This is a genomic window from Acetobacterium paludosum (assembly GCF_008086595.1).
Classification (GTDB): domain Bacteria; phylum Bacillota; class Clostridia; order Eubacteriales; family Eubacteriaceae; genus Acetobacterium; species Acetobacterium paludosum.
On sequence record NZ_RXYA01000009.1, the window covers coordinates 147388 to 170637 of the forward strand.

The 23250-nt window shown below is 41.2% G+C and carries 17 protein-coding genes; all 17 read right to left on the minus strand.

Annotated features, from left to right (window positions below; genetic code table 11):
- Window positions 1-1044: a DMT family transporter gene (locus tag FZC41_RS10730; protein ID WP_148567401.1), complete on the minus strand. Its 1044-nt coding sequence runs from the start codon at window positions 1042-1044 to the stop codon at window positions 1-3.
- A gap of 113 nt (window positions 1045-1157) precedes the next feature.
- Entirely contained in the window at window positions 1158-2009 is an 852-nt protein-coding gene (locus tag FZC41_RS10735; RefSeq protein WP_148567402.1) for a leucine-rich repeat domain-containing protein, read from the minus strand.
- Window positions 2010-2061: 52 nt separating this feature from the next.
- Window positions 2062-2934: a leucine-rich repeat domain-containing protein gene (locus FZC41_RS10740; RefSeq protein ID WP_148567403.1), complete on the minus strand. Its 873-nt coding sequence runs from the start codon at window positions 2932-2934 to the stop codon at window positions 2062-2064.
- Window positions 2935-2998: 64 nt separating this feature from the next.
- Window positions 2999-3883 (minus strand): ECF transporter S component, encoded by an 885-nt coding sequence (locus tag FZC41_RS10745; protein WP_205737073.1) that lies wholly within the window; start codon window positions 3881-3883, stop codon window positions 2999-3001.
- A complete protein-coding gene (locus FZC41_RS10750) occupies window positions 3862-5556 on the minus strand; it encodes an ABC transporter ATP-binding protein (RefSeq protein WP_148567404.1) in 1695 nt (564 codons plus the stop codon). Before FZC41_RS10750 ends, FZC41_RS10745 begins: the two co-directional genes overlap by 22 nt.
- 7 nt (window positions 5557-5563) lie before the next feature.
- Window positions 5564-6556, minus strand: a complete 993-nt coding sequence (locus FZC41_RS10755; RefSeq protein WP_186855145.1) for an energy-coupling factor transporter transmembrane component T — start codon at window positions 6554-6556, stop codon at window positions 5564-5566.
- 27 nt (window positions 6557-6583) lie between these two features.
- Entirely contained in the window at window positions 6584-7714 is a 1131-nt protein-coding gene (locus tag FZC41_RS10760) for a DUF4430 domain-containing protein (protein WP_243136701.1), read from the minus strand.
- 50 nt (window positions 7715-7764) lie between these two features.
- On the minus strand, window positions 7765-8664 hold the full coding sequence (locus FZC41_RS10765) for an ECF transporter S component (RefSeq protein ID WP_148567406.1): 900 nt from the start codon (window positions 8662-8664) through the stop codon (window positions 7765-7767).
- 30 nt (window positions 8665-8694) lie between these two features.
- Entirely contained in the window at window positions 8695-11292 is a 2598-nt protein-coding gene (locus FZC41_RS10770) for an Ig-like domain-containing protein (RefSeq protein WP_148567407.1), read from the minus strand.
- Window positions 11293-11312: 20 nt separating this feature from the next.
- Window positions 11313-12587 carry a DUF4430 domain-containing protein gene (locus tag FZC41_RS10775; RefSeq protein ID WP_243136702.1) on the minus strand — a complete coding sequence of 425 codons (1275 nt, stop codon included), beginning with the start codon at window positions 12585-12587 and terminating at the stop codon, window positions 11313-11315.
- Between the two features lie 123 nt (window positions 12588-12710).
- Window positions 12711-14837: a hypothetical protein gene (locus tag FZC41_RS10780; protein ID WP_243136703.1), complete on the minus strand. Its 2127-nt coding sequence runs from the start codon at window positions 14835-14837 to the stop codon at window positions 12711-12713.
- 685 nt (window positions 14838-15522) lie between these two features.
- On the minus strand, window positions 15523-16749 hold the full coding sequence (metK, locus tag FZC41_RS10785; protein ID WP_148567408.1) for a methionine adenosyltransferase: 1227 nt from the start codon (window positions 16747-16749) through the stop codon (window positions 15523-15525).
- A 14-nt stretch (window positions 16750-16763) separates the two neighbouring features.
- The gene (locus FZC41_RS10790) at window positions 16764-17726 is read right to left on the minus strand and encodes a response regulator transcription factor (RefSeq protein WP_148567409.1); all 963 of its coding nucleotides are present in this window, start codon (window positions 17724-17726) and stop codon (window positions 16764-16766) included.
- A gap of 2 nt (window positions 17727-17728) precedes the next feature.
- Complete coding sequence (locus FZC41_RS10795; protein WP_148567410.1) at window positions 17729-19018, minus strand: sensor histidine kinase; 1290 nt, start codon at window positions 19016-19018, stop codon at window positions 17729-17731.
- A gap of 364 nt (window positions 19019-19382) precedes the next feature.
- Complete coding sequence (locus FZC41_RS10800; RefSeq protein WP_148567411.1) at window positions 19383-20300, minus strand: glycyl-radical enzyme activating protein; 918 nt, start codon at window positions 20298-20300, stop codon at window positions 19383-19385.
- A 26-nt stretch (window positions 20301-20326) separates the two neighbouring features.
- Complete coding sequence (locus FZC41_RS10805; protein ID WP_148567412.1) at window positions 20327-22864, minus strand: glycyl radical protein; 2538 nt, start codon at window positions 22862-22864, stop codon at window positions 20327-20329.
- Between the two features lie 262 nt (window positions 22865-23126).
- On the minus strand, window positions 23127-23250 hold a 124-nt coding region (locus FZC41_RS10810), incomplete at its 5' end, for a hypothetical protein (RefSeq protein WP_148567413.1).

Sequence of the window (23250 nt, forward strand, 5' to 3'; positions counted from 1 at the left end):
TTAATGATCATGGCGATGATGGATATCCGGTAGATGAGAATGGTCGTGTTCCATCTGTTCATGGGTATGAACATGACAATGTTCAACGTCTTTTAAAGGCGGATCATCATGCTGATGATGCAGGTCGTCGTGGTTATGCTTGTGTTCATGGGTTTCCCGGTTATGAATATGAACATGCTCATGATTCTCCGATAGGCCAAGCCAGCTCCCCATAACCATAATCCCCAAAGCAATCAGAAACGAAATCGTAATCGGTTCTCTCCATACCAGCCATGAAATCAGCACCCCTATAAAGGGCGAGATTGCATAATAAGCACTGGTCCTGGCAGCACCTAAATCGCGCTGGGCTTTTACATAAAAGTAAATACTGAGACCATAGGCAACAAAACCGAGCATCAGGGCCAAAACAATTGAAAGCAATGAGCCGGACAATTCCCCCCAGAAAAAGGCGATGAACAAAGCGCCGAGTCCTGACCCGAAACCTTTTAAAATAACAATCTGAAGTGGATCTTTAATGGAAATTTTTCGGGTACAGTTATTTTCAAAACCCCAGCATATACAGGCAAGCAGAACCAGAACGGACCCAAAAGACACCCGGATTGATGACGCATCGGTAATGGTTAACAGGATGCTTGCCAGAGAAATAAAACCAATGGCAATCCAAAGCCGTTTCCCGATGGCCTCATGGAAAATGATCATGGCGATGATTGCGGTTGCCGCTATTTCAAAGGTTATCAAAAGCGCTGCCGTACTTGAGTTGGTCATGCTGATACCGAGCAATAAAAAAATAGCGGCGGCAATGTCCAGTGAAATCATCAGCATGACATAGGGCATTTCATTCTTTGTCAGTCTGGCTTCTTTTGATTCAAGTTTGCGGTTTTGGTTAAAAAAAGTAAGCACCGTCATTCCGATTCCCGCACCGAGATAGAGCAATGCCGCTAAAAAAAGCGGGTTTAATTCATTGATCAGCAGCTTGGAAATGGGCGCATTGAAACCAAAAAGGACAGCGGCTAATATTGCATATAAAACGGAATAATTTTTCATTCTTGTTAATCACCATTATTTCTTAATCATTCAATTTTATCCATTCCTGAGGAAATTGTCAATTTAAAACCTTATATCCGGCTTGTTATCGGCACTAAATTAGCTTAATGATTCTACACATATTCAGCTTTGAATTCGTTTTTTTTACAATAATCATCAACCATTGATCCTTTTGTACAACGAATGGTGGTATCATTTTTATTAATAATCCACTCGCCTATAAAATCAGGTTCGTGAAAAATACTCACATATTTAAGTTTTAAGCAACCATGAAAAGCCCATTTTTTAATATGTTTAACACTCCTTGGAATAAACACTTCGGTCAGATTTTTACAGCGATGAAACGCACTTTCCCCAATCTCAATCACGCCATCAGGTAGTCTGATTTTCCCCTCGAGTCCTGAAAAATAAAATGCCTGATTACCAATAAATTCCAGACTTTCAGGGAAATGAAAATAATTGAGTTCCTTTGTTTTATAAAAAGTCCTTTTTTCAATTCTTTTAATATTAGCGGGAATCGCGATCGATTTTAAATGCTCACAACTTTCAAATGCGCTTTCACCGATTGTTTTTAATTGACTCTCTTTAGAAATTACAATCTGCTCCAAAGATAAACAGTTTTTAAAGGCTCTTACCGGAATTTTTTGTATTCCGTCCGGAATTTCAATCATCGATAAATTTGCACACCCCATACAAGCCGCTTCTCCTATCTCTTTCACAGTAATCGGTACATCTAGGACCCGAAGGGAGGCACATCCTTTAAAAGCATTCTTATCAATTTTTATTAAACCTTCCGGTAAAATCAATTTTTTTAGACTGGTCTTATTTTCGAAAGCTCCTGACCCAATCACATGATAGGCATCCTTAATTTTAATTTTCCCTTGGATATAAGGTTTTACATTTGCCTTATCAAGGGTCTTTTCCATTTCATTCTGAGTGTTTACATATTCTGTTGCGTCTGTCATAATCCCCTCTTCACTCCCTCAGCTACTCATCCCAATAAATAATTTCTAATTTTTATATATACTTCGTTTCATATTTAAATTTCTGACAAAACTGATCAACCAATGAGCCTTCCTTACAATGCACCGTAACATCGTTTCGATTAAAAATCCAATCTCCTAAATATTCCGGATCATGATAAAAAATTACTTTTTCAAGTTTTGAGCACCCGTGAAAAGCCCATTTTTCAATTCGCTTCAAACTCTTTGGCATAACAATTTCTGTTAAGCTTTTGCATTTTGAAAAAGAACTTTCATCAATTATTTCTAATGACTCATTCAATTCGATTGCCGAGAAACCGCAATTGTAAAAAGCTTCCCGGCCAATTTTTTTTAGATTCACCGGTAATTTTACTTCTGTTAAATTCTTGCAGCCGTAGAACGCCCGAAAATTAATCTCTTCCAGTTTTAGAGGCAACGCAATTGTTTCCAACGCTTCACATTCAATAAAGGCACTATCCCCGATATATTCAATTGTATCATGCAGAGAAACATTTTTTAATGATCGGCACTTTTTAAACGTTTTTTCCTCTATTCGCTTCACCTTATTGGGAATCTGCACGGATTTCAATCTTAAGCACTCATAAAATGCGCACTTTCCGATTCTCCAGATATTATTTGATATCTCTATTGTATTCAGCATCGTGCAGCCCTTAAAAGCATCATTTCCAATAAAAGTTACGCTGTCTGATAAAAAAATTCTTCTCACTTTTGTAATATTTTCAAAGGCACCGTAGCCAATCTTAGTATATGGTTCCTGCACCACAACTTTTTTATCCTTAAACATTTTTGCAGTCGTGCGATTAAAAACTTCATTATTCTTCATCCTTTGATTCGCATGCCAGACCTGCGTTTTGGGGGTATTTAAAGCCTTACTTCGATTTTCCATTTACCTTTTCTCCATTTCAAAAGAAGAACTCTCCAAAATTCTTCCAATCGTAATATCATTTCTACTAACGTTCGATTAAACCATATTTTTTTTTGATTCTTTCCAGTTTTTCGATCATTGCGCGTGAAGCAATAAAAAGGAAAAATACCGTTGACACAGCATGAATCAAATCAAACGGTGCACCGGATATATAAATGGCCAAAACCGAAGGCCAGGTAATTATACTGGAATACATAAACAACGAGGCCATATTCAAAAGTCCACCATAAATAAAAAATGTTGCCAAAAATCCATAAATGCACAACTGATATTTTGTACTCTTCAATAATCCTTTTTTATAAAGAATTCCGGCCAAAAATCCAATAATCCCAAAAGCAAACATCTGCCAGGGCGTCCACGGGCCCTGGCCAAAAAAGAAATTAGATACAAAGCCGGTCATTGCTCCAACAAAGAAACCGGATTCTGCTCCAAAACTAATGCCTGCAATAATGACAATTGCAACAACCGGTTTAAACTGGGGCAACATAAAAAAAGCGGCCCGTCCCGCCACACCAATCGCCGCCAAAACCGCAATGACGATTAATTCCCGGGCCTGTGGTTTTCGCCCTTCAAAAACCATGAAAAAGGGAATCATGGTATAAACAATAATCGCCATGCTGATAAAATAATACTTACGATCCCCGATGAGTATCCCAAAACAAATGGTTAATGGAATCATAACAAATATCATAATGATTGCCATCCATGTTCGTTTTCCCAATTTATTATTTTTTGCTCGATCATCATTTTCGGCAATCTTTTCCACATCGTCATTTATTACTTCTGCTTCTGCTCTTACTGTTACTTCTTCCGGTTCTATTTTCCTTTGTTTATGTTGTTGATCGTTTTTTTTCACAGATGTGTTTAAAAACCCCTCCAAGAATTCATCTAATGACTCATTTGACAACATTTAATCACATCCTTCACGGTAATGGCATTTTCAAACACATGCCGGGACATTCGGTTAGCGGCTGTTGTATAAAAACTGTTTCCGGAAAAGAACGCTCTCGGAGTATTACTTGTCACGATATTGCCTTCGAAAAACAAACCGCATCGATCACCATATAATGCACAAAATTCAATATCATGGGAAACCATAATAACCGTCACGCCATGCTCCTGAAGTTTTTTTAGAATTTCTCCCAATTCCTGTTTGAAATTATTATCCAACCCTTTTGTCGGTTCATCTAAAAGTAAGATCTGTGGTTTTAACAGCATTATCTTTGCCAGTGCCAACCGTTGTTGTTCTCCGCCGCTCAAATCATAAGGATGCTGAGTCATAAGCTGTTCAATATGAAAAAGCTGAGCCATTTTTTCTACCGCTATTTTTTTTGTAATCTCCGAATCGACACCTTCCATCCGTTTATTGTTTTTGCCGCCAATCACCTCATACAAATCTAATTCAACCGTTTTTTTGACAAATAAACTTTGCGGGTTTTGTGGCAATACGCCCAGATTATTGTTAAACAATTCTTTATCAGAATATTTTCGAACATCTTTTCCATTTAAATATATTTTCCCCCGATATGGTTTATTGATTCCAGCAATCAAAGAAATTGTCGTTGTTTTTCCTGTGCCGTTTCCTCCGACAATACAATAAAGCTCGCCTTTCTTTATGGACAGTGTCAGATCCTTTACCACATCCGGCAGATTTTTTTCATAGCGAAACCAGGTGTCTTTTATTTCGACTGCCAACTCTTCTTTTTTATCATCCGTCATCTCCAAAGGGATTCGCTGTCTCACCCCATCTTTTTCCGGAAAAAGTGTACTAAGCCATTTTCTTCCCTCTCTGACCGTCAGTGGACAGGATAATTCTGAATCAACCCCGGCATAAATTTGCATCGGCGCCGGCATCGATAAAAACATGTCATGACCCAAACTTTTCAATTGCTTTCCAATTGCCTGTGGTGTTCCCCAAGCGATAATCGCTCCCTCATCCATTACAAAAACTTTATCTGCCGCTGGCAGAACATCCTCCAATCGATGTTCTGTCATAATAATGGTTGTCCCTAAATCTCGATTTATTTTCCTGACTGTTTCTAAAAAATCGGAGGCGGCAATGGGGTCCAGTTGCGACGTTGGTTCATCCAGAATTAAAATTGAGGGATGCATCGCCATAATAGAAGCCAGATTCAATAATTGTTTCTGTCCTCCGGATAATTCCACGACGTTACGTTTGAACCAGGCTTGTATTCCGAAATAAGATGCCATTTCCGCAACCCGCAGCCGAATCGTTGCCGAATCATAGCCCAGACTCTCAAGGCCAAATGCCAATTCATGCCACACCTTATCCGTCACAATCTGATTTTCAGGACTTTGAAGCACATAACCGATTTCCTGACTCTGTGTTTTTAAATCCAAATTTTTTATACTGTTTTCCCGGTATAGAATCTCACCTTCGAGACGGCCAAAAGGAGTTAAAACTGGTTTAAAATGTCTGAGCAGGGTGGTCTTTCCACAACCGCTTTTTCCGCAGAATACAACAAAATCGCCATCTTCTATTTCTAAATTAATATTTTTTAATGCCGGTTTATCCATCTCCGGATAAGTGAAATTCATGTTTCTAACGATTAATTCTGTCATCTCTGTTTCAGCAATTTTTATTAATTACCAAATCCTCCTTCAATTTTTCTTTATATTCACCCAACATGAAATTCTCAACCGCCACAGCACCTTTCAATGGAAAGCTTCTTCTCATCTCAAGCCATTTCAGTTCATAAAAAGCATCAACAAATATCGGTATCAGGCAAAAAAGAAGCAGTGATGTATAGGTGATCAGACTACCAATTGTTAACGGCGCCACGCCGTTAACGATAATGATTGGATTATACTGAGCAAAAATATTTCCTGATAACGCTCCACCCCAAAATACAACTACCAATAAAGCCATGATTATCAATAATATGCCGTCTCGTTTATCAAATCGATATAAGGAAAAAGCCGTTCGTCCCTTTAATCCATATCCTCTGGCTTTCATACTGTCTGCCGTTTCAATCGCATTTTCCAAAGCCCAGGTAATCATAATGGATAAAATCGTGACACCATGCCTTGCTCGCGCAATGATATTTCCGTTTGATACATCTCTGCCAATACATTTTTGTCCATTGCTGATCACTTTCAACTGGGCTTTAAATTTTGGCACAAACCGAAGAACCATTGAGAATATTAGCGAAAGAGCCGGTATAATTCTCCCAAAGAGATAGATAAACTTATCAGATGTCATAATCTTGTTGTAACAGGAAAACCATATAATCACAATTACCAACATCACAGCCAAAACAATTCCGTAGATAATTGATTCCAACGTCACCGGATTGCCATTATTCAGATAAAACAGGATCGTGACTCCCGCATGATTAAACATTGGGTTAATTAATGCGACGATTATCAGCATCGGCAGCATAAACAGAAAATTAAATTTCAGGGATTTCTTCCATCCCAGCAGCAAAACAGAATAGGTAATCGCTGAAAATAATGAGATTCCCAATACAACCGGATGAATAAAAAACATGCTAATTATTAAAACAACACAAAAATAACTAAAACTGATAATCGGATGATAAGTCGAAAATGTATCCTCCATTAAGCCCTCCAAACATAACTATTATTTTTACCACATACTGTTGTCCCCGACGTCTTTTCCAAGATCACACGTATAAATCCAGTTAATGACATCTCCGTTTTTCACTGTGTACTGGCTGCACCCATAATTAGGGAACCATCCATTAACGTTATACATCCAACCGGAAAGTTCTCCGCAGTCAAATTCATACAACTGATTAATTCCCTGAACGTAAGCTGAATTATAAGCCGGTGTAAATTTCGACTCCATATGTATACCATATTGTCGGCATACACGTTGAAGAACATCATGAACCGATTCCCCTGTTGTAAATGACGTTTCCGTTGGGTATAAAATCCATCCATCCGAGGGAACAAAACTTGCTTTTCCCTGAGTCAGGTTAGCCATGTTATTTAAAATTGTTGAACAACTGATCGAAAGCGTACAGGTGTTGGTCGTTGCCGTTGTCGCACTGTTTCCGGAACTATCTGACGTACTTCCTGCCGCATCACCGCTTGTAGCCGGTGTACTATTGGTACTTCCACTGCCGGTTGTTCCCGTTGTTGTTCCTGTTCCAGCTGTTTGTTCCGTCGCAATGGTTTTTCCCCCGACAACATAATAGGTACTCCCGGTTTCAATAATATTAAAACTGACCTTGGTCGTCTCTCCGGAATTATCCAAGGCTGCCGCACTTATTTTACCAAGTGCGGTATCCTGCTGCTTGCATAATGCCCCACTGTCGGCATCCCATTTTTCTGTCAAGGTAAGTGTTAACGTCGGAACCGTAATTAATCCATTATCTCCCGATAATTTTAATCCAATTCCGTAAGGAGCATTTCCCGCTCCGGCCTTGACACTATTCAATTCATCCCCTTGCGTAATAAACTCAACTTTTAAATTCTGATTCGCAGCATTTTTTATATCCTTTCCGTTAAAAGACCAGACATAAACAATTCCCTCTGAACTCGTTCCTGTGAAGGTGACGGTCCGGTCTTTTCCCGCAATCGATCTGAACTGTGCAGCGGTAATGACACCATCATCGGGTATGACCGTATTATCTGCCAGTTCAACAACGCTTGCGGCATTAGCTTCTGATCCAGTCACATTAGTGCAACCCACAGCAACACTCAGCATTAATACCAGCAACATGCAGAAAACAGATATTTTTCTCATATTCATTCTTTTCTTTCTCCTTACCCTAAAGATTCTCCAAACCTTTTACCCCTCTGTTACTGATATAATCCAAATTTCAATTTGACCCGATCAAGCTTTTCAATCATCACCGGGCCAAGCAACGCACCAAAAAAACAGGTTCCTAAAGCATGAACACAATCATATGGAACACCTGACAAATAAAGCAGTTTCAGGGATGACCAGTCCAATTCCATTCCAGAACCCGAAACCCCGACCGACATGACCAGAGCGGCGACATTCATAATCCCGCCATAAATAACAAAGGTGGTTAGAAAGCCAAACACAGCAATGGTTCCGCGATCTGCCGGCAATCGTTGATGTTGAAAAATGGTTCCCAACAGCAACCCTAGGGCTCCATAAGCATATAACTGCCAACCCCAAAATGTTCCCGTCTGGTTGGTTAAAATATGAATTGTCAACCCCAATAGGAGTGATATCAGCACACAAATAATTGGTCCAAAAACGACTTTAAAATCCATATCTTTTTTACGAAACTCCTCATTCCTGTTAAAGCAGATGCCACCAAGAAATCCCAGCAATCCCCAGCAAAACATCTGCCAGGGTGTCCATGGCCCCTGACCGGCAAAAATATTAATAACCAGCCTTGCCATCGCGCCTGTTAAAAAGCCCTGTTCCGGCCCCAAACAAATTCCGGCAATAATGACCAATGCCGTTCCGGCCTGAAATGGACCAATCATAAAGAAAGCCAAATTGCCGCATGCGGCAATTCCTGCCATAACCGCAATGACCACCAGTTCTCTGGCATCCGGTTTTCTGCTTTCAAAAGAGACTGAAAACGGAATGAAACTATAAAAAATAATAAGGATACTAATAATCAAATATTTTCGATCACCAAAAAAAGCAATCCCAAACCATATCGTTAAGGGCACCAATAAAAAAGTAATGATGAAAGATAGAATTCTTCTTTTTTTCATGATACTCTCCAAATTGAAAATGAATTTTGTCTATTCACTGATCTTTTTCTTTTTCTTTGAAATTAATGCATAAATTCCAATCGTGGCAACAATACCTGCCCCACCTGCACTCAACAAAAATATATTATCCTGAAATATTCTGTCTTTTTCGCCATCGGTTGCAACCGCCGCACTGCTTTCTGTTTTAGGCGCAGCCGTATAGGTTCCATCAAAAGTCCATGGTGTAAAAGCAGTATCTTCCGCTGCTGTTCCCCCGCCTTTTGAAGAAACAGCTGCCGCTTTCGTATTTCCTGTTGATTCTCCTGCTGAGAAGCCTCCAGCACTGCTGCCAGTTGCCGCTGTCGTTTCTCCGCTGGTATTATCTATTGCTGCTGTACTCGTACCATTTTTACCAAAACGATCATTATACTTATCGATCAGATCACTCATATTGGTTTTATTATCCGTAACGGCACTAAATCCGTCTGTCATTCTAAAAATCCAGGTTTTTCCAGATTTAAAGCGATTATAAGAAATAATTGCCTGAGCAGCCTGATACGAAGCCATTCCATTCACAGTTCCAGGCTCTGCTCCGCCATTGCTCGTTCCGCCAGCCTTGATGTGCATAAATCCGCCGCCAGACACAGAATAATTCATCAAATCATTTAAAGTAGTGGTGCCGCCCTTGATGAAGCGATCATCGGTACCAGGGTCAATTTCCAAAGACGTCAGTGCCAAGATAACCTGAGAAGTACTTTCAGCTGTTTCCGGTGCGCCAAATGTTCCGTAACTCCCATTTTGATTCTGAAGACTAGACAATACTGTCAGAGCCCGTTCAATAACCGGTTTTACATCTTCCCGATCTTTGTATTTTGCCAAAGATTGGAGTGTCATGGCTGTAACATCCGTATCTGGAGCAGCATCAGTTGATTCAGAATAAAGTGAAAATCCACCTCTTGTTCCACTGCTTGTCACCACTTCACGGGCAAGAATCGTCTTGATCAGTAAGTCGCGGGTCGTCTGTGTTCCTGTATCTGTTACCGGAATTTCATAATCATTGGAATCAAGTGCTATCAAAGCCCAAACATAGGCCATCATGCCCCCTCGCTTAATCTTGTCAAAATCGGCAAGTTTTGTGAGCAGGTTATACCCACCGACATTCGTTGGATTTTTTCCAATCGCTGCCAAAGACATAATCGTTTTTGAATAATCGGTATTGGTTCGATCCCCGGAAATCGTTCCATTGCCGACCTGAACCTCTGCAACGACGCTGTTATAGTACGAATCATAATAACCGGCAGGTACACCATAGCCGCTTCTAGCAAAGCAAATGATTTCCCACAAACCACTTGCTATGGTAGGCTGTGCTGCTGCAACCAACATATAAGCAGCTGTTTCATGATAAGCCGCACTTATATCCGTTTTGGCAGTAACGACTGCCAGATTGATACTTTTATATATAACCATTCCCATTGAACTCATCATCAGACCGTTTTTATTCAAGGTTATACTATCCAGTTCCTTTAAATCCGTTGTATTTTCTGATGAACTGGAAAGATTCGGCACTGGGCTTCCGTCAATTTTCGTTAAGGACTGATCTGTGCCCAGCTGTGGCTCGGTAGTAGGAATTGCACTGACCGTTACCGTACTATTCGCACTTAATCCATCTTTAGTGGCTGCCGTGATCACCGCTGTTCCTGGAGAAATACCGGTTACAATCCCATTTTCATCCACAACTGCAACTACCGGATCTGAAGACTCCCAGCTGATTCCTGCTGCTTCAATTAGCGGTTCAGTTTTAAGTGTCATTGTCTGCGTTTGACTGACATTGATTTCATAATCTGAATTATCAAATGCAATTGATTTGGCAATTACTGGAATCATTTCCTGCAACTCATGGCAAACACAATCAACCGCAGTCTGGGTTGAATCAATTGCCTGGGCAATTAACAAGGCTTCGTTGTACTTGCTGCAAAAATCAGCTTCTGCCAAATAGTGTTCATAATACGGGCTGCTTTTAACCGTTCCCAGAAACTTCGTTAGAGCCTCTTTATCCGCTACATCATTGGCAGCAATTTTGTCACTTAGTGACCGTCCTAAATCAGCACCGTTTCCCCAAACCGAAAACTGAATACGAATAACATCCCCTGAATTAATGGAAACATCGCCAAAAGAACTTCCCCGTAATTCCTGATTAACGGAACACATCCAGGCGGACATGGAACTATAATCTTTTTCAGCTAAACGGTCACTTGAATTTAGACCAGTCGTTAAGGCACTATCCGTTGTCGGTGCTGATTCTAAATTCTCATTGCAACCCATTGAAGATATTTCTTCCGGAATGGATAAAGTCCCGGACTGCGCTCCAATAATTGCTGCTAAATCATTGCCCTTCCAAACGGCATTTTCTTCAATTACTTTATTTAATACCGATTTTACGGTATCACCGCTGTTTATTTTCACCTGTGTCGGCTCTAAATAATACCCCTGACCCAGGGTAGATTTTTCCACCGTTACCGTCACAGTATCTTCCTGCTTTTCACTTTCTGAACTGTTTTCTCCCGCATTTACAAAAGAAAAGCTTTCAGTGGACAACACCATCATGATCAGCAGAAAACACACAAAAGGTTTTTTAAAGCCGTGTTTCATAATTTATTTCACATCACTTTCTAGTTATTGCTGATAAAAGACTGAGCCTGATCGATGGTTGTGTCTGGTGGTGTTTCTCCTTTAGGCACAACGACAATTTTGATGCCTTCCAGTCGATATGCAAAGCCTGCTGTCCCAGAATTTTCACCATTTTTCGCCCAACCCATCCAGCCGACGTTTTGAGCATGAACCTGATAATAAATATCATAGTTGTCTGCATCGCCTCCAGTCAGCTGAATTCTGATGGCTTCCAATCTTAGGCTACGTCCGGTTGTACCGCTCAGATCGCCATTGCTTTTCCAGGCATCTTCCCAGCCAATATTTTCGATATGTGTTTGATATTGAATGCCCAGATCGGCAGTGGTATCATCCAGCTTTACCTCAATTCCTTCTAACCGCAAGGATTGGCCGGTTGTTCCGCTCATTACACCATTGCTTTTCCAATCCTGCCAGCCAACATCCTGTACATGCGTACGATAAGTACAATTAACGGATTCCAAATTTGCCGGTGCTGGAATTGCAGCCTTTAGGTTGGTGTACATATCTTTTATTTGTTTATTCGTTGCTTCTAAATTCATCATCATCGCATAAGCCTGGTTGTATAAAGAACTAAAGGTTGAATCCTTCATATATTGGCTTTTATTTGGGCTGCTGTTGATTTCACCCAGCAAAGCCGTTAAATTTGTTTTATCTGTGGTATTAATGGGTGTCATTCCCCCCTGGAAATTCTGTCCTAAATCAGCACCATAACCCCAGAGTGTAAACTGCACCCGAAGCACATCCCCATCTACTGGTTTGTACCCATCGAATCCATACCCCGGGAACGTATTATTAACCGAATACATCCATCCCGACATGGGGCTGTAATCTTTTTCAGATAGTTGATTCGAATAAGTCAGTCCTTCTGTCATTGCGCTTGCGGTTGTCGGCGCTGCTCCAAAATCCGTATGCGATTCCATCGCCGAAATACAAGCCGGGACATTGACCGTTCCAGTCTGTGCCCCATAAACTCCCTGGAGATAATTTGCCTTCCATCGTAGTTTGTTCTCACCTAAAAATCGATTTAATACAGTAATACCGGTATCTCCACTATAGATTGGTATTTGACACGGTTCTACATAGTAACCTTCACCCAATGTGAATTTTTCAACCGAAATAGTTATGGTTCCGGTACTTACCTGTTGTGTGTTTGTCGATTCTTCAGCAAAGACCGAACCACTGAATAAAAATAGCGTTACCGATATTAGAAACAATAGTAATACAGTTCTTAATTTTGTTGTTTTCATCACTTTCATAACATCACTTTCATCATTTATTTATAGTGTATTTTAATGATGACAATGACAAAAACATTTATCCTCATCAGATTAGAATGCTTTGCCATATTCATCATCATTAAAAGGAGGCCTAATCATTCTTCACGAGTTATTGCTGATAAAAGCCTGATCATTATCAATCGTTGTTGTTGGTGCGGCTTCGCCTTTAGGCACAACGACAATTTTAATGCCTTCCAGCCGATAACTGAAGCCTGCCGTTCCAGCGTTTTCTCCATTTTTAGCCCATCCCATCCAGCCGACGTTTTGAGCATGAACCTGATAATAAATATCATAGTTGTCTGCATCGTCCCCTGTCAGTTGAATTCTGATGGCTTCCAATCTTAAACTACGTCCGGTTGTACCACTCAGATCACCATTGCTTTTCCAGGCATCTTCCCAGCCAATATTTTCGATATGGGTTTGATATTGAATCTCCAGATTGGCAGCGGTATTCAGACTTATTTTAATTCCTTCCAAGCGGAGGGATTGTCCCTGAGTACCACTCATGTCGCCATTGGTTTTCAGATCCTGCCAGCCGATATTCTCTACATGTGTCTGATAAATACAGTTTACGGGGGTAACGACAGGTATCTGAGTTCCCAGTTTTGCTTTTACGGCATTGTATTTCGTCATATCAATGCTGCTTTTCTGGCTGTCTGTCAATGTCAGGGACGTCAGAACTTTATCCACGTTATTAAGTGCTGTCTGCGCAGCTTCTTTATTATTTGAAGTGATGGTATCAACAGCCGGCAATGCCACTATGGCATTATTCACTTTAACGGTGGAGTTAACCATATCGGTGCAGTCAAAAATCTGCTTTTCTCCCCGATAAGAGCGAACCAGGGCTTCATAGCCTCTGGCGATCTGCCCTTCATCTGCTGAAAAAGACTCCGTCGTGGCGGGGAGAATATCCAGCATGGTGTAACCATTCTTTATAAAGCTGGTTTGGAAAAGATTAACATTTCCCATTCCCAGCATAATAAAACTTTGCGCGTTGGACCATGGGTTGTTGTATGATATACCACTGTATAATAGCCCCGTGTATCCCTGGTGTGCTGAAAAATAAGGGATAAAGACTTTCTCCATTGCCTGTTTTACATCATAAAACTGATCGCCTTCTTTCGCATTGGGATCATAATAAGCGGCGATCGGCTGAAATTCCATCACATACATATCAATCAATGGATCACTGTGGGTAACCGTACCCGTTAGTGCCTTTGCTGCCAAATCATGAATATATGATGCTTCCTGACCCGGTAAATACTGATAGGAATCAATGGCAAACTCACTGACCTGTCCCACGAAATATCCATCAGAAGGGTTCTTGCCGTTAGTGAGCATTTCAATCAGATTGTAACCAGCCACATTTCTGGCATCATAGCCCATGGCCGTGATGGCCAATGCGTCCTTTGCTACATCGTTGGCATCAAAACCTTCGTTTAATGGTTTACCAGCGCTGTCAACTTTCTCTGAATCCTTATATTTTTGTTCAAAAGCAGCAAAACACTCGGCATTAAAACCATCATGTGGCGTATACCCAGCTCTGGCAGCCGTAAATATCAGCCATGAACCATAGGTCTTTCCGTTTGTCACGCCAAAAACAGCATCATGTCCTGAAACATTGGCCGGAAGTTGCGTCTTTAAACATGTTTGTATGTATGTTTCAGTCGTACTGATTAAGCGCTCCTGTTTTGTGACATCCGGAACCGTTGTATTGCCATTATTGGCAAACGACGGATGGTTAGCTTCAAAATCTGTTCCATAAACGGGTGTTACGCCTCTTTCATACCAGTAATTTAAATAGTAACCCGTCGGCAGCGTGTTTGTACATTCGATTGTATATTGATTGAGCAAACTCGGAATCGCCGCATCAAAACTATAGTCAGTCGAAGCCAATCCACTGAAAATCAGTGGATTTTTTACGCTTGTCCCTGAACTCAGCACCAGATGTGCCCCGGAATCATCAATAATCTTCTGACTGGCAGCTGTCCCATCAAGAGCCACAAGCTTTGTCGTATAAACCGCCTCAAGATATTTCGAACTGTCTTCGTTTATCATGCTGGATGGCACCACTTTGTTATCAATCGTGAACACAACCTTTACATTAATCGGGGTTTTATCTTCGGCATGAACGGTCATTGTCCCCATTGCGATCAAAATACCAGCCAGTATCAGCAGATAGATCATCAGCATTCCTGTTCTTTTTCTAATCATTGTAAAATTATTCATATTCTCTCTCCTATTGTGTGTGAACCTAAGCCCAAAAGAGCTGCCCGCTCGCTTTGGCTTTTCCGTTTTTAATCTTATTTTCTTAAAACAACGCTTGTACCTTTTCTACAACACTCCCTTCGATTACAAAAATATAAACAAAAAAAGAACTCCTATCCGCGCCAAAAAAAGACGTGTGACAGAAGTTCCAGAAGTTGCTGTAGAACTTTGTTTGACATAAATCCTCATTTGCGAAGGATCATGTCCATCTATAAAGAATAAGTTCCCGACTGATGCCTTTCGGCAATCACGGTAGCGCATCTGTTTGGGTTTTTCACCCCGATTCCTCTTAGGTAAGCTACGAATTGATCGTTTTTCTGCTTACCAAGCCTAATAGAATCTTAACGATTCCCGGCATTCTTCATAAATTTATTAAATTGTCAATTTGCATTTTCCAAAACCTGAGGCATTTTCTCATTTCTAAAAAACGCTGAAATTGCTGCTATCTTAAACGTCACTAAACAGAATTTCACTTAATTTATTTAAGATATAAGCAAAGTTTACCATCAGAGATAATGAAATGCAACATTTTTTATCTTTTTTTATATCATTTTTTACCGACACAAAAAAGATACTTATCCATAATCATCAGTCGATAATGTATAAGCACCTCGTCTATTCGGGAAAAGGTTCCTAACCATTCGTTTTATATTTCTCCCAGCAGGAGTTCCACCTGATCGGTTTTTTCCCATCCAAAGCCCTGATCTTCTCTGCCAAAATGGCCATACGCTGCGGTCTTAAGATACTGCGGTCGATTTAGCTGCAGTGTTGCGATCATATCGCTGACGCTAAATGAAAAACACTTCATAATCATCCGTTCAAGGCATTCGATATCAATTCGTTCCGTTCCAAACGTATTGACACAAACTGCTTCGGGTTCCGGTAAGCCAATGGCATAGGCCAGAGAAAGCTCACAACGCTGTGCCAAACCGGCGGCCACAATATTCTTCGCCACATATCTGGCCATATAAGCGGCCGTTCGATCCACTTTGGTTGGATCTTTACCTGAAAAAGCACCTCCTCCGTGCTTTCCCACGCCGCCATAGGTATCCACCATAATTTTTCGGCCGGTTAATCCGGTATCCGCCATCGGACCCCCGATGACAAATCGGCCCGTTGGATTAATATGAAATTTAGTTCGACTGGTGATCCATTTGATATCGATCACCGAAAAGATCACTTCTTTTAAAATTGTTTCGTATAACTCTTCATTGTCTACCCCATTGCGGTGTTGCACCGACACTACAACGCTGTTTATTTCCTGCGGTTGTCCTTTTTCATCATATCGGATGGTGACCTGTGTTTTTCCATCCGGATACAGCCAGTCAACCTGATTTGTTTTTCTCAGCTGTCCAAGCTTCATGGCCAATTTACTGGCCAAATCAATGCTCATCGGCATAAAATTCGGGGTTTCATCACAGGCATAACCATACATAATCCCCTGATCTCCGGCACCTAATTCCTTTATCACTTTGTTATTACCCGTTCTTTTCCACCGACAGCCCCTGCTTGACGGAACCCATAGCCCCGGCTGCTCAGTCTCCTGCCAATCAACGCCTCTGGCAATATCGCCTGATTGCTGATTGATATTGGTCAGTATCAGACATTTTTTATCATCCAATCCCATTTTCTCATCACAATAACCAATGCTTTTTATCACTTTCCGAGCTGTTTCGATGACATCAACTTCAACCTCGGAAGTCACTTCACCGGCAATCATAATGATGTCTTTTGAAGCCATCGTTTCGATCGCTACCCGGGCATCCGGATCTTCTTTTAAGTAGGCATCCAGAATGCCATCTGATATTTGATCACAAAGCTTATCGGGATGGCCTTCCGTAACCGATTCCGAGGTTACCAGACATTCACTCAATTTTTTTCACCTCCCTAGTCATTCAGACTCTTTTTGTAATGCAATGCCGTAACATGCTCATACTTTTTAAAAACTTTGCTGAAATAGCTGACTTCATTGTAGCCTAACTGATAAGCTACATCGGTCAGGCTGGCATCCTTCGAATAAAACCACCACTTTGCCAGCATCAGTTTTCGCATATGTAAATATTCCATCACACTAATTCCAAATTCAGTTTTAAAGATACGGCTTAAATAGCCCTGACTGACACTGCAGTTTCGAGTTATTTCCTTCAGCCCGATGTTTTCTTCCAGATGGCTATTAAGATAGTTAAAGACCTCTTCTAAAATAGGGTATTTTGCCACCGCTCTGTTTCGATAAACCAGATCCATGCTTTGCAACAGAAAAAACTCGAACTCTTTTTTATGAACAAATTCTTTTTTACCTAACTTTTCTAGACTTTCTCCCGAATGTTCAAAGATTTCCAAAAAACTCTGGATCGTTTTCTGATAGCTTTTTTCAGCACTTTCATCCAGTTTTTTCACAAAAGCCGGTACCCCATAATACATTTCCCGGTAGCTTTTAAAATTCAGTAACGCATTCAAGTATTTATCTTTTTTCTGGGGCAGGTCATACCGGTTTAAATGCCGTTTAAGAATTTCTTCAATTTTTGCATGAGAAATCGGTTTTAAGAGATATTCTTCTGCTTTCATTTTCAGCGCTTCCTGTAAATAATCCAATTTATTATAGGCGGTTAAGATATAGATGCTGATCTCTTTGTTACTGGATTTAATCCGTCGGCCCGCTTCTATTCCGTTCATTTCCGGCATCATGATATCCATGAAGATGATATCGATATTTTCTTTCTCACAGATTTTAACCGCCTCTTTTCCCGTCTTTACCGCATGGACGACATCAAACCCATCAATTTTCAATATCATCCGCGTCAAGGCTTCCCGCATTAAATACTCATCATCGGCAATCAATACTTTAGGCATTTTTAGCCCGCCTTTCCATTGAAGTTTTTGGGATAGCTAATCCTGCAGATCGACCCTTTTTCAGTGATGTTTTCAATAACCGCATCGTACTGAGCACCATAACGATCTACTAATCGTCTTCGTATTTCTCGAATAGTCTGCAGCAGTCCATGATCAGAAAATTCTTTTTCAGATTCACCTGCCAGCGAGATTTTTTTACCGCTTAACCCTTTTCCATTATCTTCAATGATTATCTCAATACTGTCGATTTTTTCCGCCGCCGTTATCTTTAACCAGCCCTTTTCTTTAAGGGGCATCAACCCGTTCACCACGGCATTTTCAACGAACGGCAGCAGCATAAAACTGGGAATCACAACTTCCTGTTCATTGAAATTTCGGATGATTGTATAATCAAATTTATCGCCAAACCGAATTTTTTGAATCTTCAAATAGCGTTCGATATTATTGATTTCTTCTAATAACAGCCGTTCCTTAACCGATGTCGCTAAATTGATTCTTAAAAGCTCCGCAAAGATGGTTGTCATTTCATTGGTTCGCGGTGCATCTTCAATCATGGCTAAATTTGAAATCGTTGTCAGACAATTGAATAAGAAATGCGGATTAATCTGTGCCTTGAGTGTGTTTAATTCATCATTTTTTAAATCTCTTTCCCGTTGAATAATCTGTTCTCGTTTATGAAAAAGCTCTTTTTTTTGTTGCGTGATTTCCTGTGCTTCCAGACGTGACAGTTCTTTTTCACCGACTTGGGTAATAATCATTGAGACCATATCGGCAATATTCAAAAATTGGGCATAGCGCATTTTTGTGATTTCATTGAAAAGGCTTTTCGTCTCGGGATTCTCTTCATAATTGACTTGATGCTGCTGTAGGCTTTTCAGCCGACACACCTCAGAAGGGGCATCCTCGCAACGAATCTGTCCCCCGATGAAGCCCCCTAAATAGTGACCCTTGATAATAATGGGAATGGCAACTTCGATCAGCCCACAGGGACAAAAATACACATTTGTCTTTTGTGTTACCGCAGCCATAATGGCGCCGTAGGCATCCGATGACTTGCAAAATATTTCGCTTCCATGTCGTTGACGAATCAACTGACAAAAAGAAGTAAAGGCCGTTAATTCCGTTACCGGTTCACCTTTGTAATCCACGGTAACAAAAGCCAAACCGGTAGCAGTAGAAACTTTTTCCTGGATTTCTTCCAACATTTCTTTTCCAAATAAAGAAGTAATATCAAAATCTTCAATTAAAAAACGATCGTCACTTTTTTCAATTGAATTGATATAATTATTCATTATACTCACCTCGTATAAATCGTTATTTTATGGGTCTATCTCTCTTTTTGCAACGAGTGTTTCAGGATTTCCAATCTCCATGGTCCCTAAATATCGATTACTAAAGCACGGATAAATGAATGATTTTTTCTCCTATTGTTTTTTTTAATAAAGTTTTTTTTATGCAGTCAATAATTATGCAGTTGTTTTTTACAAACGCTTATAAACATCTTTCGGTTTGTGATTTTACGCAAATAAACAGGGTCCCCCAGAAAGAAGAAGGAAGAAGGGGAAACCCTGCGATAATATTAAAGTGCTAGTTCCTATAGCTATCACATTTAATCATATCCTGTTTATTATTTATTGTTATTCATCAGCGGTTTTCTTATCCGCCAATAACGCAATGAAAGCCGCAACTTTTCACCACCTCCTCTAAAGCATCTATTTCCGGTTCCGTCAACGACGGCGTTTTTTCCAGTTTATAGGGTCTGCCCAACAATTCATACTTATTTTCGCCATATGTATGATAAGGTAAAAGATGAATCGTATCCACCCCTTTAAGGGTCGCTGCAAAACCGCAGATCGCTCTAATTTCCTTTTCGTTGGCATTAACTCCCGGTATTGTCGGAACACGAACAACGGTCTTTGTCATCCCGGCAATTATTTTTGCATTTTTATGAATCAGCGCATTGGAAACACCGGTATATTTTTTATGGATTTCGTCGTTATAGCTTTTGACATCCAGAAGCGCCAGATCCAAATATGAAAAGACTTCATTGATGGCACTTTCGCTGCCGATATAACCCGTTGTTTCAACCGCTGTATGCCATCCGTTAATCTTACAGGCTTTTAACAATTCGGTTGTAAAACCATACTGAACCAGCGCTTCCCCTCCTGAAATGGTAATTCCACCGTTCGAATGACGATAAATAGCTTCATCCTTTTTAAGAATATCAACCACTTCGTTGACCGTCATCTTCTTCCCTTTAAGGACCAGCGCTTCGGTGGGACATATTTTGGCACAAGCCCCACAGCCGATACATTTTTCCCGATCAATGAATGCGTCTGTTTCCGAACTCAATGCCCCCTGCGGGCAAACCGGTAAACAGAGCCCACAATGAACACATCGATCGACTTGATACATCATCAATGGTTTAAGGGATTGAGCCTCGGGGTTGCAGCACCACCAGCAGGAGAGCGGACAGCCTTTTAAAAATACGATTGTGCGAATTCCTGGTCCATCGTGTATTGAAAACCGTTGTATGTCAAACACGATTCCTTCCAGGTCATAATTGATTTTCATAACAGACGACTCCTTTGCTAAACCGCTTAAAATGATTGTTCGGTACGGCTGATAATATCATCCTGAACTTCTTTGGCTAGAACAGTGAACTGGGCACTGTAACCCGCAACCCGAACCACTAAATCGCGATACTGATCCGGATTCTTCTGCGCCGCCAGAAGGGTTTCCTTATCAATAACATTGAACTGCACATGCATGCCTTTGTGATCAAAGTAACTGCGAACAAGCGCGGCAAACGTCTGTAAGCCTTTGTCTCCCGCTAAAGCGGCAGGCAAGAATTTCTGATTGTACAGCGTTCCGTTAGACGCTCTGAAGTGATCCAGTTTAGCAACAGAATTGGCTGCCGCCGTGGGTCCATTGACATCCTTGCCAGCTCGTGGCGATACCCCATCAGCCAGCGGTTTGGTTGCCAGACGTCCATCAGGAAGTGCGGCAACATCCTTACCGAATAACACATTAGCGGAAACAGGGTAAATGCCAGCCTGAAATTGTCCGCCTCGCGGGTTCGTATAGTTTTCCACTTCCTTACAATAAATTTGAGCGCATTTTCTGGCCATAAAATCCACTTCATCAATGTCATTTCCAAAAGCTGGGGTTTTATTCAGTAATCCCTGGATTCTCAGATAATCATTGGAGCCATACGATTTCGGCGTCGTTTCCATGGCTGCTACCTCATCTGTTAATTTGGCAATATCCAGAGATCCGCTGGTGCTGAGTATTTTCTTGACCACTTCATAAACCTTCATCTCCGTTGTCATATCTTTCAGATCAATACTTTCAGAACAGGTTCTGTGTATCGGTTCGCCAAAGTTAGCATCCAGAGCATTTTTTAACTCCGTTAACGTCATGGCTTTGTCCTCAAACACGTTTTTCTGAATGGCATACATGGAATCTCCGGAATCGGCCACCCCGAAAGCCTGAGGCCCGGTAAAGTTATAGATGGCGCCCCCTTCCTGTACTGATTTCCCCCGACCGATACAGTCATCCACCAGCGCGGATAAAAACGGCAGCGGACATCTTTCAGCGTGGGCAATATCCACACAATTATCGGCTTCTGCCAGATAATGGACAAAATACTGGATCTGCTTAGTGAAGGCGCAGAAGAAATCATCAATTGAGGTAAAAGTCGTGATGTCTCCGGTTACCGGCCCTAATTGTTTATCCCCAGCCTTCCCGTTATTCAGGGTGATTTCCAGAACCTTGGCTACATTAAAGAATGCGGCATCATGCCAGCCTTCGGTTTTATGCGGGCACTGGGGCTCCACACAGCCAATAATACAATAATTCCGAGCATCGTTTAACGTTACACCCCGGTTTACCAGTGCGGGTATGATGACCTCATCATTGTACATGGCCGGAACACCCAAACCCAAACGGGTTACCTCACAGGCTCTGAATAAGAATTCATCCGGAGTTCCCTGCCATACCCGGATGGAAAACGATGGTGCCGGCAACTTGACATGAGCGGTCGCCTCCATACACATATAGGAAACATCATTGGTGGCATCCATTCCTTCCTCATCCTGACCGCCCACACAGAGGTTCTGAAAAACGGCATAGCCGGCAAAAGCCTGAGCCGATATTTCATCACGTGTTTTGTTGACATCATTCAATTTAATCCAGATGCAGTCAACCAGTTCCTGGGCAAAATCTTTTGCGATGGTTGGGTCATTTTTTAAATAAGGATACATGTATTGATCAAATCGCCCTGGTGAGATGGAATGTCCACTGGATTCAATTTGCAGCATGCACTGGAGAAACCAGAATGACTGGCACGCTTCATAAAAATTGGAAGCCCCATTTCCGGGAACTTTCATACAATTCTTGGCGATTTGCAGAAGTTCCTTTTTTCTCTCCGGCTTCATTTCAGACGCTGCCATTGCCATGGCCTTTTCGGCATACCGATGGGCAAAATTAATCGCCGCATTGTATGAAATGATAATAGCATTGTAAAACTGCAGTTTTTTAATATAATCGGGATCGCCACGGTCCATTTTTTCCATGGCTTCCACAACTTCGGTAATGATTCCCCGGAAACCTTTTTCGAGAACTTTTTTGTAATCGACACTCACGTGTCCAACCCCGCCATAAAAATAATTACCGACGGTAAACACCCCTGCGCCCATGCAGTCTTTCGTTTCCTGAGACATATAGGAAGTTGCCAGATCACTGGTTGTTTTTCCCGGCCAGTATAAAAAAGCATCATGGAGTTCCTTCGCCGTTTCTTTGGGTATCTGAAAAGGATCCGCGACTCTTGATCCCATCGTGTCAAACTCTTTTTCAACCCAGTCGAAAGAGAATTCCGGACAAATTTCAGTTGAACGCGGGTTCTTTGTAATGGCACCCACAATCAATTCATTATCCCGGATCGTGATGGGCAGATTATTAAAGATCTTCTCGACCGCTTTTGCTCGCCGCAGAATCGGCGACAAGCCTTCTGTTTCCTTATAAGCTTCCGTCACCAGTACTGCCCGTTCTGATTCCACATAGGGTGTCGCATCCAAAATAACCCTTTTTAATTTTTCAATTCGCTCTGTCGGGTCCGTAAAACCTCTTGCTATCATGAGATAAGCCTCCTAGAATTAAATTTGTTCAGTTTCAGTAAACAAAATCCTAAGTTCATTATATGGCACCTTTTAAATAAACCTTTACACAATCAAAACCGAAAAAAGGTAAATTTCAAACCTTTCCGACGTTTTCTAATGTTCTTTTTTATCCCTGTGTACACCGGCTGATTTAACCACGGTAACAATCCGGTTTGATCAATTTTATATAAACGCCGGAGAAATTCATATAATTTCTCCGGCGTTTGGTGAATCTTACTAATTAGTTGTTGCTGATAAAAGCCTGATCGGTTGAACCCGGGGCAGCGGTTCCTTTCGGCACCACCATGATGCGGATCCCTTCCAGGCGGTAAGCAAAGCCTGCGGTTCCGGCGCTTTCGCCGTTT

Coding starts and splice junctions, on each gene's coding strand:
- FZC41_RS10740 (WP_148567403.1), bottom strand. CDS start 2,934: ATGGAAAATCGAAGTAAGGCTTTAAATACCCCCAAAACGCAGGTCTGG.
- FZC41_RS10765 (WP_148567406.1), bottom strand. CDS start 8,664: ATGAAAAAAAGAAGAATTCTATCTTTCATCATTACTTTTTTATTGGTG.
- FZC41_RS10735 (WP_148567402.1), bottom strand. CDS start 2,009: ATGACAGACGCAACAGAATATGTAAACACTCAGAATGAAATGGAAAAG.
- FZC41_RS10775 (WP_243136702.1), bottom strand. CDS start 12,587: ATGAAAGTGATGAAAACAACAAAATTAAGAACTGTATTACTATTGTTT.
- FZC41_RS10745 (WP_205737073.1), bottom strand. CDS start 3,883: ATGTTGTCAAATGAGTCATTAGATGAATTCTTGGAGGGGTTTTTAAAC.
- FZC41_RS10800 (WP_148567411.1), bottom strand. CDS start 20,300: ATGAAAATCAATTATGACCTGGAAGGAATCGTGTTTGACATACAACGG.
- FZC41_RS10780 (WP_243136703.1), bottom strand. CDS start 14,837: ATGAATAATTTTACAATGATTAGAAAAAGAACAGGAATGCTGATGATC.
- FZC41_RS10755 (WP_186855145.1), bottom strand. CDS start 6,556: ATGGAGGATACATTTTCGACTTATCATCCGATTATCAGTTTTAGTTAT.
- FZC41_RS10795 (WP_148567410.1), bottom strand. CDS start 19,018: ATGAATAATTATATCAATTCAATTGAAAAAAGTGACGATCGTTTTTTA.
- FZC41_RS10730 (WP_148567401.1), bottom strand. CDS start 1,044: ATGAAAAATTATTCCGTTTTATATGCAATATTAGCCGCTGTCCTTTTT.
- FZC41_RS10805 (WP_148567412.1), bottom strand. CDS start 22,864: ATGATAGCAAGAGGTTTTACGGACCCGACAGAGCGAATTGAAAAATTA.
- FZC41_RS10790 (WP_148567409.1), bottom strand. CDS start 17,726: ATGCCTAAAGTATTGATTGCCGATGATGAGTATTTAATGCGGGAAGCC.
- FZC41_RS10750 (WP_148567404.1), bottom strand. CDS start 5,556: ATGACAGAATTAATCGTTAGAAACATGAATTTCACTTATCCGGAGATG.
- FZC41_RS10770 (WP_148567407.1), bottom strand. CDS start 11,292: ATGAAACACGGCTTTAAAAAACCTTTTGTGTGTTTTCTGCTGATCATG.
- FZC41_RS10760 (WP_243136701.1), bottom strand. CDS start 7,714: ATGAATATGAGAAAAATATCTGTTTTCTGCATGTTGCTGGTATTAATG.